Below are 12,798 nucleotides of genomic sequence, written 5' to 3'. Positions count from 1 at the left end.
TGTTTAGATGTCCAGATGTTTACACATCTATAATCAGCGGGTAAGGTAGGGGACTCAAGCGCAATCTGTTCACCTGTTAACTGAGGGTTTCTCATGATCGAGCTGAAGCACCTAAGAACGCTGCAGGCTCTGCGCGGCGGCGGTTCACTGGCCGCCGCCGCCGCCCGGCTACACCAAACCCAGTCGGCCCTCTCCCATCAGTTCAGTGAACTGGAGCAGCGTCTGGGATACCGTCTGTTTGTTCGGAAGAGCCAGCCCCTGCGCTTTACCCCCCAGGGGGAGATCCTGCTGGCGCTGGCTGAGCAGGTGCTGCCCCAGGTGCAGCAGGCCCTACAGACATGCCAGGTACCGCCGCAGCAGACGCTGCGTCTGGCCATTGAGTGTCACAGCTGTATTCAGTGGCTGACCCCGGCGTTGACCCAGTTTCAGGCGCAGTTTCCCCAGGTCACGCTCGATTTTCGCTCCGGCGTCACCTTCGATCCCCAGCCTGCGCTGCAGCAGGGGGAGCTGGATCTGGTGCTGACTTCGGATATTTTGCCGCGCGACACGCTGTACTATGCGCCGCTGTTCGATTATGAAGTGCGTTTAGTGATGGCCCCCGGGCACCCGTTGGCCCGCAGAGGTGCGGTTCGGCCACAGGATCTGGCGCAGGAGACGCTGTTAATTTATCCGGTGGCCCGGCAGCGTCTGGATGTCTGGAACCACTTTCTCCAGCCCGCCGGCATCGCCCCCCGGCTAAAACAGGTCGACAATACGCTGCTGCTGCTGCAGATGGCGGCCGCGGGAATGGGCATCGCCGCGCTGCCGCACTGGGTCGCGGAGAGCGCCGAGCGCCAGGGCGCGCTGACTACCCGACCGCTGGGTGAGGGGCTATGGCGTCGACTGTATGCGGCGCTGCGCACGGGAGAACAGCGCCAGTCGGTGATGGACGGCTTTATTCAGCTGGCGCGCCGCCACGCCTGCGACGCCCTGCCGTTTGTCCGTGATGTGGTACGATCCAACGCCGGTGCACCCAAAGCGACAGGGCGATCACTGTCCCACCCAGCGTCAGCCTGAACCAGTCAGGATGCTGCTGCCAGATGGCCAGATTCACCAGCAGCCCCGCCGGGATCAGCGCATTGTTCATGATGGCCAGCGTACCGGCATCCACCTGCGTCGCGCCATAGTTCCACATGAAATACCCCAGCCCCGAAGCACCGACGCCCAGCCACAGCAAAATGCCCCACTGTAGCGAGGTGGTCGGCAGCATCTGCGGATTGCCATACAGCCACCAGGCCGGAAGTGCAACCGTCAGCGCTCCCAGATAAAACCAGGAGAAGGCGCGATACTGCGGCAGCGGCATCACCTCCATCAGGCGCTTGTATCCCACCTGCCCCAGCGCAAAGCAGAGATTGGCCCCCTGGATCAGGGCAAAGCCCAGTAAAAACTGAGAGCTGAGTGGGTTATAGCGGATGATCAGCGCCCCCAGCACCGCCAACAGCGCGCTGCCCAAATAGCCTGGGCGCAGGCGTCGCCCCTGTAGCAGATCGTAAATCAGCGTGACATACAGCGGCGTCAAAATGGTAAACAGCAGCACCTCGGGCACCGTCAGATACAGAAACGCAGGATAGTAGAACAGGTACATCAGCCCCAACTGAAAAGCGCCCACCAGCATGTAAGCCAGCGCCTGACGCGGACGCACCCCGCGCCAGCGCAGAAACGGGAGAAAGACCAGCGTCGCCAGCGCAACCCGCACCAGCACGGCAAACCAGCTATCGACCTGACCGGCCAAGTACACGCCGATCAGACTAAACGAAAAGGCCCACAGCAGCGTGGTCGCCAGCAGTAGAAACACGGCAGATATCCATTCGATACAGTTGATGGGCGCTATTCTACCCAAGGGCGACGCCGACCGCCGCCCGGAGTGAGTTTACATCTGGTCAAACAAAGCACAAACAGACATCGACATCGCCTCTAACGCTTACGCGAAAGCTGCAGCGCATCCTGTGTACCGGCGAATGCCGCTAAATGCGCGAAGTCACGCCAGGTGTAATAGTGCGGCGGGGCGGGTAGACGCTTCATTGACGTGCCCGGCAGCAGGCGCAGCTCCGCCAGCGTGGCCAGATCGTAACGGTACACCTGCCCCGGCAGCATCAGGCGCAGCGGCGGCGTCAGCTCCCCGGAAACCGGGGTGGGCAGGCGATCGTCGCGGGTATCATAGTTGCGCTTAAGCACCAGAAACTTCTGCGGTACGGCCTGACGACTGTCCCACCATTTACCGTCCAGCATATCAAACTGAAAACGCGTCAATACGGCGGGCTGCGCCTGCAGCTGGCACAGCGCCTGCGGCAGCAGCGTCGTCAGCGCCGCGCTGTACTGCCCCAGCGAGGCCGCATGCCCATTCAAGATCAGCGTCAGGGCCAGTCGCGTTCCCAGCAGATTAGAATAGAGATCCTCCGGAGAAAACGCCGAGACCCCTTCCGAAAAGCCGGGGATAGACTCATAGCCATACCACTGGGCAATCTCATGCCAGGCCGCTACCTCAAACGCCAGGCGGGCGGCTAAATAGGCCGCGAGGGTGTAGCGCTCCCGCGCCGCAGACGGAGGCGTAAAGGCAGAGAACACCAGCTGACGCTGCGCGAGCTCATCGCCCAGCGCAAGGTGAAAAGGCTGCCCCAGCCGCGGATACAGATGGCTGAAGATGTATACCGTCATATCCGCGCTATCGCGCACGTGCGCCAGATCCAGGAATCCCCCGCGACGCGTATATACCAGGCCATTGCGCTCGCTGCCCAGGCCGGCCAGGCTGGCCAGTGCGCCAAACAGGCTATCGTTGTAGCGATGGCCACCCAGCGCATCCGCCTCAACCACATTGTTCAAACGGTAAAAGGGAATGGGGACGCCCAGCGCCTCAGCGTTCAGGTCATAACCGAAGGCGCAGCAGGGACGCAGCCCATCCGGCGGCGGCAAAGGCGCGCTCACCGGCCAGGCATGAGCCGCCTGCAGGGGCTGCAGCTGCGCCAGATCAAGGCTCATCGGCAGGCCAAACGCCCCGGCCAAACCGCACCAGGCCAGCAGCGCTACACAGCATCCCCGAACCACCGCCATCAAAATGCCTCTCCTACCTGAAAATAGAAACCGCTGCTGCCGCGACCAATGCCATAGTCCAAACGAATATTAATTCCGGGCTTAAAGGCGAAGCGGTAGCCGACCCCCACGGTGGGCAGCCAGCGACTGCTGCCCAGTTCCCTGACGTTTGGCCCCATCGTGCCGGCGCCGGCCCAGGCCACCACGCCGTGGCGCCAGCTCAGCTTCTGCCGGTACTCCAGCTGTGAGCTAATCAGATTACGATCGCGGTAGCGCCCCTGGTAGTAACCCCGCATCCGCTGATCGCCGCCGAGCGACGGCAGCATATTCCACGGCACCGCCCCCTGGGTGAACTCACCGTCGATCTCCCACGCCAGCACGCGGGTCTCATCCAGCGCGTGGTAGGTACTGAAGCGGGTCGTCAGGTTATCAAAGCGGGTATCGCTGCCCGTTTCCGGCGTATAGTGGGTGTAGCGTAGGCTCGCCAGCATCCCCCGGCGCGGATTGGGTACAAAGTCCCGGCTGTCATACTGCAGCGATAGGCTGGGGCCGGAGCTGAATACCGAACGCCCATAGTGAATCTGCGCCAGGCGATCCGTTTGCTTCACATCGGCGGCATGCATCGCCGACAGCGACCAGCCGACGCCAAGGTATGTCTGAGATGCTACCCGGTACAGCACCTCTGGCTGTAGCCGCAGCGACTGCGCCGTGTATTTCTGCCGACCGTCGTCGTCGGCCCCGGCGCGGAAGCCCTGTCCCCAGTAGTAGGTCGGCGTATCGCTGATCCCTCCGGTGACAAAGATACGCCAGCGATCGTTGTCAAAAAAGCTGTAGCTGCGGACTCCCAGCCCAAAGGCGCCGGTAGAGCTAAGGTAGCCGCTCAGCGTGATACTGGAGTTCTGACTGGTGGTATCCGAGGGATCCGGGCGATACAGCCCGGCCACCGCGGCGCCGATCCCCAGCCCCAGCTCAGGATTGAAAAACGGCCCCGGCAGTATCCCCCAGTCGATCCCCTTGTCCGGATCGAAGCGATCGTCGCCGCCCAGATGCCCCAGCCACTCATCGATCTGCGCGCGCGTCGGCAACAGCGCCGCCTGTCCCGCCAGCGGCGAGAGCGCGCAGACCAGCGCCAGCGTCATCAGGGGGCGGCGCATCAGAAGCGGTACTCCCCGGCGATAAAGAAGCTATTGCGCTCGGCAAAGCCCACTTCTGTGGTCAGGTTAAAGTTACGGGTGATCTCATACTGTGCGCCGATCAGCACGTTCCACGGCGACGACAGATGCTGGCGCACATCGAAACGGCCCTGACCTTGCTTGTTGGCAATCTCCATCAGCGCAGATAATCCGCCCGGCATCGACAGATCGCTGAGGCTGCCCTTAAACTCCTGCTGCACATCCTGATACATAGAGCCGACCCACAGGCTGAGCTTGCCGTCCGGCAGGCCGACGGCGTCGATGCCGGGGGTGGTGAAACGGTAGCCGACGCGCGGCGACAGGGTAAAGGCGTCGATGCTACCGTCGAGAATATCGAAGCGGGTCTGGGTATAGTTCATATCCACCAGGCCGAACCAGTTGCCATAGCCGCCGGCCAGCACCGTACCGGCGCCGTAGGTGGTACCCTTAAAGTTCAGCTGGAAATCCAGATCGCGCAGCTGTCCGCTCTTATTCATTCCCTTAACGACAGTGGCGATGATCCAATCCATGCTGCCCAGCGGATATTGGCTGGGATCGGCATCGACAGAGACCTTGGACAACGAGCTGCCGCGCGTCTTGCCTACGATGCCGTAGACGTTCATGAAAGGCAGTACCCACGCATCCAGCTTAATCGTTTGAGTCACGCTACGCTGACGGGTACTCCCCACCTTAATGTTGAACAGATCCGTCGGCAGCGAATAGCTGTCCCAGCCCAACCCGCTAAAACTAATGCTATCCACCACAATATTTTGGCGCATATTCATATAGTTAACATTAATACCGAAGGGCTCTGGCAGATCGTAGCCGCGCGCGCGCGCCTCGTCGCCCCAAATCGGCAGAATCGAGCCCTTTTGCGCTTCTGGCGCCGACGTCTGGGCCGTTGGCACGCTGTCCGCCGCATGGGCCTGCGACTGGGGCAAGCCATAGTAGGTGGGAAGGGTGCTGCTGAGCTCGGTGGTATTATCCTGAGTGGCCGCATGGGTAACACCGCTCATCAGCACGCCGGACAGACAGGACAGCAATGCACGATTATTCATATTGTTAAGTGTTATAAAGTGAGTGGAAATAAAAGCAGGGTGCGGAGTATAGCAGTAAATGAGTGTAACTTCGTGCAACATAACGTGCGTATCATTCTCCGGTAACGATACGCACGTTAATTATTGCTCAGGCAGCCTTAACGGCGGCGCAACAGGCGCAGCGCATTCGCCGTCACCAGCGCCGTGGCGCCAGAGTCAGCCAACACCGCCAGCCACAGCCCGGTTATCCCCAGCAGGCTGGTGATCAGGAAGACCCCTTTTAGCCCCAGTGCCAGCGTAATATTCTGGCGAATATTGGCGTGGGTCGCCCGAGATAAGGCGATCATCTGCGCGAGTCCGATCAGTCGATTATGGGTCAGCGCCGCATCCGCCGTCTCCAGCGCGACGTCCGTCCCCCCGCCCATGGCGATACCGATACTGGCCGCCTTCATCGCCGGCGCGTCATTGATCCCGTCACCGACCATCGCGGTATCCGCCCGGCGGCTGAGTGCCTCCACCTGATGCACCTTATCCTGCGGCAGCAGCCCGGCCCGAAAATCGATCCCCAGCGAGCCGGCAATGGCCGCCGCCGCGCGCGGGTTGTCCCCCGTTAACATCACGGCCTCAATGCCCAGCGCCCGCAGCGCATCCAGCGCCTCCGCGGCGTCCGGGCGCAGCGTATCGCTCATGGCGATCGCCCCGATGGCTACGCCATCCAACAAGACCGCCACGACCGTCTGCCCCAGCGCCTCCCACGCCGCGATCTGCGTCAGCAAGGCCTCAGACAGCGTCTCTGGCGCCAGGCGACTCGGCGCCGCGACCTGTACCGCCACGCCATCGACCTCTCCCGCGACGCCAATGCCGGCCTGTGCCTGACGGGCCTGAGCCTGCACCACCGGCAGGCCGCGCTGCTCACAGGCAAGGATCACCGCCTTGGCCAAGGGGTGGTGAGAGCCCACCTCCACCGCCGCCGCCAGCGTCAGCAGTCGCTCAGCCGACACGCCCTCCACGCCGAATACGCCGCTCACCTGCGGCGTCCCCTGCGTCAGGGTCCCGGTTTTATCGAACGCGATGGTGCGCACGCGCCCCAGTTGCTCCAGCGCCGCCCCGCCCTTAATCAGCGCACCGTGACGTGACGCCGCCGCCAGACCGGAGGTGATCGCCGCCGGCGTTGAAATCACCAGCGCACAGGGACAGCCGATCAACAGCAGCGTGAGTCCCCGGTAAATCCACGTGTCCCAGGGCTGGGCAAAGGCCAGCGGCGGGATCAGGATCACCAGCAGCGCCAGCGCCATGATCGCCGGCGTATAGTAACGGCTAAAGCGATCCAGGAACCGCTCGATCGGCGCCCGACGCTCCTCGGCCTCTTCGATCAGCTGCAGAATGCGATCGATGGCATTTTGTCCGGGCTGTGAGATCACCCGCAGTCGGCACACCCGATCGACGACCAGCGCGCCGGCCGGAACCCGCGCCCCCGGCTGACGATCGACCGGCAGCGATTCGCCGGTCAACGCACTCTCGTCAAAGCTCACGCTCTCCTGCAGCAGCTCGGCATCGGCGGGCAAACGACCGCCCGGCGCGACCTCGATCTCCATGCCGGGGCGCAGCGCAGAGACGGCCAGGGTGCGCCGCCGCTCCTGCTCAATCACCACCGCGTCATCGGGCACCAGCGCCATCAGGGCGCTGACCCCTTTGCGAGCCCGGTTAGCCGCATAGGATTCCAGGCGCTCGCCCAGCATAAACAGCAGCAAGACCATCGCCGCTTCCTGCGTCGCCCCGATAAACAGCGCCCCCAACGCGGCAATGCTCATCAGGGTTTCAATAGCGAAATAGCTGCCGCTGCGCATCAGGCGCATGGCTTTTAGCATGATCGGCGCCAGCCCGACCAGCGTTGTGGCGATAAAGGCCACCCGGCCCAGCGACGGGTCCATCAACGTCAGCCCATAGCTCAGTAGCATCAGCAGCGCCAGCGCGATCGGCGGCATCACCTCATGCCAACGCAGCGCGGCGCTCTCCGCACGCTTGGCGCCCACGGCCTGCAGGCTAAAGCCCGCCTGGCGTACCGCCCGCTCAATTGTCGGGGAGAGATCCTGCTGAGCATCCACCACCAGCTTTTGGGTCGCAAACAGGACCGCAGCGCGCTCCACGCCGCTAATCTGGGCGACCGCCGTTTCTATCTTGCGGGCGCAGCTGGGACAATCCATCCCCTCCACCCGCCAGCTGAAGCGCTGGCGCCCAGACGCCAGGGGAGGCAAGGGGTGGGGATCGGCGTCCTCCTCGACGCCATCATGATCGTGGATCGCCATACAGCAGGCACCGTCGGCGGCCGGCGTCAACGGCGACGCCATACTGATCTTCAGCGCACCGTGCGCCGGACGGCTACAGCCATGCTGCATCGCCGCATGCTGATGGCCGCAGCCACAGGCGGCATCGGGCCCGCCGGAGTGAATATGTTTATGGGTCATCGGTTCCTCCTCGCATCATTACTCATCTTGCTATTACTGATGACTTTACACGTTGGAGTCGACTCCAGAGTCAAGCCACAAATGAGATCCATTCCTTTTTACTCGCACCTACGCCGTCGCGCGTCCAGGAACCTCGGGTAGAAAACCATGCGCGACCCATGCCCGGCGACTGATTTTTTGCTACACTGATGCCCTCCGATAAAGAGTATATATTTCATTGAAAATGAAGAAAAAGCGCCCCGTATTGCAGGATATAGCCGATCGCGTCGGCGTCACCAAAATGACCGTCAGCCGCTACTTGCGCAACCCCGAGCTGGTTTCGCTGCCTCTGCGCGGCAAAATCGCCGCGGCGCTGGATGAGCTAGGCTATATACCCAACCGGGCGCCCGATATTCTCTCTAACGCGACCAGCCGCGCTATCGGCGTGCTGCTGCCTTCGCTAACCAACCAGGTTTTCGCTGAGGTTTTGCGCGGTATCGAAAGCGTCACCGACCAGCACCACTACCAGACCATGCTGGCCCACTACGGCTACCGCAAAGAAAAAGAGGAGGAGCGTCTCACCTCCCTGCTCTCCTACAACATCGACGGGCTGATCCTGGCCGAGCGCGACCATACCCCGCGCACCCTGAAGATGATCGAGGTCGCCGGCATCCCGGTGGTCGAGCTGATGGACAGCGTCTCCCCCTGCCTGGATATGGCCGTGGGCTTCGACAACGTGGAGGCCGCGCGAGCAATGACCCAGGCCATCATCGCGCGCGGCCACCGCCGCACCGTCTACTTTGGCGCCCGGCTCGATGAGCGTACGGTGATGAAGCAGCGGGGCTATGAAGCAGCAATGCGCGCCGCCGATCTGACGCCGCGCAGTGTCATGATCCCGCGCAGCTCCTCCTACTCCGTCGGCGGCGAGCTGCTGCGCGAAGCGCTGAAGCGCTACCCCGATATGGACAGCATCTTCTGTACCAACGATGACCTGGCCGTTGGCGCGGCCTTTGAATGCCAACGCCTGGGACTGCGCATCCCGCAGGATATGGCCATCGCCGGCTTCCATGGACACGATATTGGCCAAGTGATGGAGCCGCAGCTCGCCAGCGTGCTCACCCCACGTCAGCGCATGGGCCAGCTGGCCGCCGAGCGTCTGCTGGCGCGCCTGCGCGGTGAGCGCAGCGTCGAGGCCGCCGCCATCGATGTCGGCTTTACCCTGCTGCACGGCGGCAGCATTTAACCCCCCGCGCGCACCGCTGCGCTCCGGCGCGATCGCGGTTGCCGCTACGCGGCGCGCCCTGCCTACATCTCCCTAACAACTGCGAGTAGCATCACAGTTATTAATCATACCATTTAACATTCGTTGCTAATTTCTCCAGCGCACCAGAGAATGTTACCCATAACAGTTACCAGTAACATTGCATTGCGCGGCGACGTGCCGCCCACCGGGGAATACAGCATGAGCGAAAGCCAACAGCAAAAACACGTCTTTGTTCTGATGGGCGTTTCCGGCAGCGGCAAGTCCGCCGTCGCCAACGCCGTCGCCCAACGGCTGGGCGCCGCCTTTCTGGACGGCGACTTCCTACACCCGCGCGCCAACATCAGCAAGATGGCCGACGGCCACGCGCTGAACGATGACGATCGCACGCCGTGGCTCCAGGCCCTCAACGATGCGGTCTTCGCCATGCAGCGCACCAACGACGTCTCGCTGATCGTCTGCTCGGCGCTGAAAAAGCGTTACCGCGACATGCTGCGCGACGGTAACACCAACCTCTCATTCATCTACCTGCAGGGTGACTTCGCCCTGATCGAAAGCCGCCTGCTGGCGCGCAAAGGACACTTCTTCAAACCGCAGATGCTGGTTTCCCAGTTTGCGGCCCTGGAAGAGCCGACGACCGAAGAGCGCGACGTATACGCCATCGACATCAGCCAGCCGCTGGACAGCGTGGTGGCCGATACCCTGAATACCATTAAATCCATCATTGCCTAGGAGCACCGACGATGAGTACGTTAACCCTCGTAATGACCGCAGTCGGCTCCGTGCTGCTGCTGCTGTTCCTGGTCATGAAGGCGCGCATGCACGCCTTTGTGGCCCTGATGCTGGTCTCTATCGGCGCCGGTATCTTCTCCGGTATGCCCATCGATAAAATTGCCCAGACCATGCAAAACGGGATGGGCGGCACGCTGGGCTTCCTCTCTATCGTGGTCGCACTGGGCGCCATGTTCGGTAAAATCCTGCACGAAACCGGTGCACTGGATCAGATCGCCGCCCGCCTGCTGAAGAGCTTTGGTGAAAAGCGTGCCCACTACGCGCTGGGCATCGCCGGTCTGGTGTGCGCCCTGCCGCTGTTCTTTGACGTCGCTATCGTACTGCTGATCGGCGTCGTGTTCGCCGTCGCGCGCCGCACCGGTGGCAACGTGGTCAAGCTGGCCATTCCGCTGTTTGCCGGCGTAGCCGGGGCTGCCGCCTTCCTGCTGCCGGGGCCGACCCCGATGCTGCTGGCCTCCCAGATGGGCGCCGACTATGGCTGGATGATCCTGATCGGACTGTGCGCCGCCATCCCGGGTATGATTCTGGCCGGTCCGCTGTACGGTAACTTCATCAGCAAGCACGTCACCCTGGCGCTGCCGAAAGATATTCAGGAGCCGAGCCTGGGCAAAGGGCAGCTGCCCTCCTTTAGCTTCAGCCTGGCGCTGGTGCTGTTCCCGCTGGTACTGGTCGGCCTGAAAACCATCGGCGCCCGCTTCGTTGAGCAGGGGTCCGAGCTGTACAAGTGGCTGGAGTTCATCGGCCATCCGTTCACCGCTATCCTGCTGGCCTGCCTGGTGGCCACCTATGGCCTGGCTATCCGCCGCGGCATGAGCAAAGAGAAGGTGATGGATATCTGCTCCGCGGCCATCCAACCCGCCGGTATCATTCTGCTGGTCACCGGTGCCGGTGGCGTGTTTAAGCAGGTTCTGGTGGATTCCGGCGTAGGCCCAGCCCTGGGGAACTCGCTGATTGGCGCGGGCCTGCCCATCGCCGTCGCCTGCTTCGTGCTGGCCGCCGCCGTACGCGTCATCCAGGGCTCCGCAACGGTAGCCTGTCTGACCACCGTCGGCCTGGTTCTGCCGGTCATCGGCGAGCTGGGCTACAGCGGCGCACAGCTGGCGGCCCTGTCCGTCTGCATCGCCGGCGGCTCCATCGTCCTGAGCCACGTTAACGACTCCGGCTTCTGGCTGTACGGTAAGTTCACCGGCGCCACCGAAGCCCAGACCCTGAAAACCTGGTCTGTCATGGAAACCATCCTCGGCACCACCGGCGCCATCGTCGGTATGCTGTTCTTCATGGCGCTGTAACGCCGACGACCGATGACAGCGGGGCGCGATATTCGCGCCCCGTTTTTTTATTGATGCAGTAACCCCTCGCGTATTAGCGACTCAGGATCAGGTGCAGGCCAAACGCGGCGAACAGCGTCCCCGCCACGCCGTCGATCCAGCGCGCCATGCGCTGATAGCCACGCCGCATGACCGGCAGCGCAAATACCGACGCCACCAGACTGAACCAGATAAAGGTTTCGCTGACGATCAGAATAAACAGCCCGATGCGTTGAGCGCCGGTGACCTCATCTCCGACGAACAGGGAGAAGACCGAGCCAAAATAGATCACCGCCTTGGGGTTGGAGAGGTTGGTCAGGAAACCGCGCCAGAAGGCGCCGCCGTGCAGCGATGTCACCCCCTGCGGGGCATCGCCCTGAGGACGGCGGGCGGCGCGAAGCATTTGCAGCCCCATCCAGCACAGATACAGTCCACCGCCGACGGTGATGATGCTGTGCAGCCAGGCCATCTTCATTAACAGAAGATGCAGCCCCATCAGCGCCACGCCGGCCCAAATGACGATCCCCAGCGAAATACCGGCAACGCCGCGTAGCGCCTCGGCCCGGGAGCGGCTCAGCGCCGTCTGTGAAACAAAGAAAAAGTCAGGTCCCGGCGTCATTAACGCCAGCAGGTGGACTACCGCGACGGTTAGAAACAGCATCATGTGAGGTAACTCATGAATTAAGGTTTCTCCATGCTAACATCGTTGACAAATAATGTGCGCACTGATTAATAACCGATCTGTCCATTATTTGGACAGCGCGAGTCCGCCCCTCACCGCGCGGGCTACCACGTCACTCAAGGAATGAGGAAAAAATCATGCGCATCATCCGACTCACCCTGCTGCTGCTCGGCACGCTCTATATCCATGGCGCGCTGGCGGCGCAGGCGCTGGTACTGCAGACCGATTTCAGCCTGCGAGATGGCGCCGTCTCCGCGATGAAAGGGGTCGCCTTCGGCGTCGATAGCCAGATTCACCTCTTTGACCTGACCCATGAGATCCCCCCCTACGACATCTGGCAGGCGGCCTACCGGCTACATCAGACCGCCCGTTACTGGCCGGCAGGCACCGTTTTTGTCAGCGTGGTCGATCCGGGCGTCGGCAGCGAGCGGCGCTCCGTAGTGCTGAAGACCAAAAACGGCCAGTTTTTCGTCTCGCCGGATAATGGCACGCTGACGCTGGTCGCCCAGACGCTGGGGATCGACAGCGTGCGCGAGATCGATGAGCAGACCAACCGGCTGCAGGGGTCGGAAAAGTCATATACCTTCCACGGCCGTGATGTGTACGCCTATACCGGTGCTCGGCTGGCCTCGGGCACTATCCGTTTCGAGCAGGTTGGCCCACGCTTGCCGAACCAGATAACCGAAATTCCCTATCAGCAGGCGCAGTGGCAGCCGGGGAAAGTCAGCGGCACCATTGCCATTCTGGACGTTCAGTATGGCAATCTATGGAGCAATATCGGGGATGAGATGCTGGAAAAGGCGGGGATCGCGCTCAACGATCGACTGTGCATCACGATAGCCCAACAGGGTCAGACGCGCTATCAGGGGCACGCGCCCTATGTGCACAGCTTCGCCGATGTGCCGCCGGGGCAACCGCTAGTCTATCTCAACAGCCTGCTCAACGTCGCCGTCGCGCTAAATATGGACAGCTTTGCCGAAAAGCAGCGCATCGCCGCCGGCGCGGAGTGGCAGATAACGCTGCAAAAGTGCCGCTGA

The 12,798-nt window shown here is 62.2% G+C and carries 10 protein-coding genes and 1 pseudogene; 5 read left to right on the top strand and 6 right to left on the bottom strand.

Going from position 1 to position 12,798, the window contains the following annotated elements; translation table 11 throughout:
• The first annotated feature begins 93 nt into the window (after positions 1-93).
• Positions 94-1,056, top strand: a complete 963-nt coding sequence (gene metR, locus L1P05_RS00705; protein WP_014524152.1) for an HTH-type transcriptional regulator MetR — start codon at positions 94-96, stop codon at positions 1,054-1,056.
• 19 nt (positions 1,057-1,075) lie between these two features.
• Here the strand turns inward: metR and L1P05_RS00700 are convergent.
• The 5 genes and pseudogenes from L1P05_RS00700 to L1P05_RS00680 all read right to left on the bottom strand — a co-directional run.
• Positions 1,076-1,834: pseudogene (locus L1P05_RS00700) on the bottom strand (carboxylate/amino acid/amine transporter); the annotation flags it as partial.
• A 119-nt stretch (positions 1,835-1,953) separates the two neighbouring features.
• Complete coding sequence (locus L1P05_RS00695) at positions 1,954-3,087, bottom strand: DUF4056 domain-containing protein (protein WP_012847020.1); 1,134 nt, start codon at positions 3,085-3,087, stop codon at positions 1,954-1,956.
• Entirely contained in the window at positions 3,087-4,220 is a 1,134-nt protein-coding gene (locus L1P05_RS00690; RefSeq protein WP_012847019.1) for a BamA/TamA family outer membrane protein, read from the bottom strand. The genes L1P05_RS00695 and L1P05_RS00690 overlap by 1 nt, the downstream gene beginning before the upstream one ends.
• Complete coding sequence (locus tag L1P05_RS00685) at positions 4,220-5,296, bottom strand: hypothetical protein (protein ID WP_041692475.1); 1,077 nt, start codon at positions 5,294-5,296, stop codon at positions 4,220-4,222. The genes L1P05_RS00690 and L1P05_RS00685 overlap by 1 nt, the downstream gene beginning before the upstream one ends.
• Positions 5,297-5,433: 137 nt before the next feature.
• The gene (locus L1P05_RS00680; RefSeq protein WP_012847017.1) at positions 5,434-7,740 is read right to left on the bottom strand and encodes a zinc/cadmium/mercury/lead-transporting ATPase; all 2,307 of its coding nucleotides are present in this window, start codon (positions 7,738-7,740) and stop codon (positions 5,434-5,436) included.
• 223 nt (positions 7,741-7,963) lie between these two features.
• Between L1P05_RS00680 and gntR the strand changes: the two genes are divergently transcribed.
• The 3 genes from gntR to gntU all read left to right on the top strand — a co-directional run bounded on the left by gntR (position 7,964) and on the right by gntU (position 11,061).
• The gene (gntR, locus tag L1P05_RS00675; RefSeq protein WP_015460691.1) at positions 7,964-8,962 is read left to right on the top strand and encodes a gluconate operon transcriptional repressor GntR; all 999 of its coding nucleotides are present in this window, start codon (positions 7,964-7,966) and stop codon (positions 8,960-8,962) included.
• 219 nt (positions 8,963-9,181) lie between these two features.
• Positions 9,182-9,712 carry a gluconokinase gene (gene gntK, locus L1P05_RS00670; RefSeq protein WP_012847015.1) on the top strand — a complete coding sequence of 177 codons (531 nt, stop codon included), beginning with the start codon at positions 9,182-9,184 and terminating at the stop codon, positions 9,710-9,712.
• Positions 9,713-9,723: 11 nt separating this feature from the next.
• A complete protein-coding gene (gntU, locus tag L1P05_RS00665; RefSeq protein ID WP_012847014.1) occupies positions 9,724-11,061 on the top strand; it encodes a gluconate transporter in 1,338 nt (445 codons plus the stop codon).
• A 73-nt stretch (positions 11,062-11,134) separates the two neighbouring features.
• Here gntU and rhtC read toward each other — a convergent pair whose 3' ends face one another.
• Positions 11,135-11,743 (bottom strand): threonine export protein RhtC, encoded by a 609-nt coding sequence (rhtC, locus tag L1P05_RS00660; RefSeq protein ID WP_012847013.1) that lies wholly within the window; start codon positions 11,741-11,743, stop codon positions 11,135-11,137.
• Between the two features lie 155 nt (positions 11,744-11,898).
• Here rhtC and L1P05_RS00655 point away from each other — a divergent pair, with 155 nt between their 5' ends.
• Entirely contained in the window at positions 11,899-12,798 is a 900-nt protein-coding gene (locus L1P05_RS00655) for an SAM hydrolase/SAM-dependent halogenase family protein (RefSeq protein ID WP_012847012.1), read from the top strand.

Origin of the sequence: Edwardsiella piscicida, assembly GCF_021733145.1 — a bacterium.
GTDB lineage: Bacteria > Pseudomonadota > Gammaproteobacteria > Enterobacterales > Enterobacteriaceae > Edwardsiella > Edwardsiella piscicida.
The sequence above is the reverse complement of the archived record's forward strand: the minus strand, read 5'-3'. Positions and strand labels throughout refer to the sequence as shown.

What these genes read in the sequence shown, in the direction of transcription:
- L1P05_RS00680 (WP_012847017.1), bottom strand. Translation starts at nt 7,740, where the DNA reads ATGACCCATAAACATATTCACTCCGGCGGGCCCGATGCCGCCTGTGGC.
- L1P05_RS00690 (WP_012847019.1), bottom strand. Translation starts at nt 4,220, where the DNA reads ATGCGCCGCCCCCTGATGACGCTGGCGCTGGTCTGCGCGCTCTCGCCG.
- L1P05_RS00685 (WP_041692475.1), bottom strand. Translation starts at nt 5,296, where the DNA reads ATGAATAATCGTGCATTGCTGTCCTGTCTGTCCGGCGTGCTGATGAGC.
- gntU (WP_012847014.1), top strand. Translation starts at nt 9,724, where the DNA reads ATGAGTACGTTAACCCTCGTAATGACCGCAGTCGGCTCCGTGCTGCTG.
- gntR (WP_015460691.1), top strand. Translation starts at nt 7,964, where the DNA reads ATGAAGAAAAAGCGCCCCGTATTGCAGGATATAGCCGATCGCGTCGGC.
- rhtC (WP_012847013.1), bottom strand. Translation starts at nt 11,743, where the DNA reads ATGATGCTGTTTCTAACCGTCGCGGTAGTCCACCTGCTGGCGTTAATG.
- L1P05_RS00695 (WP_012847020.1), bottom strand. Translation starts at nt 3,087, where the DNA reads ATGGCGGTGGTTCGGGGATGCTGTGTAGCGCTGCTGGCCTGGTGCGGT.
- gntK (WP_012847015.1), top strand. Translation starts at nt 9,182, where the DNA reads ATGAGCGAAAGCCAACAGCAAAAACACGTCTTTGTTCTGATGGGCGTT.
- metR (WP_014524152.1), top strand. Translation starts at nt 94, where the DNA reads ATGATCGAGCTGAAGCACCTAAGAACGCTGCAGGCTCTGCGCGGCGGC.
- L1P05_RS00655 (WP_012847012.1), top strand. Translation starts at nt 11,899, where the DNA reads ATGCGCATCATCCGACTCACCCTGCTGCTGCTCGGCACGCTCTATATC.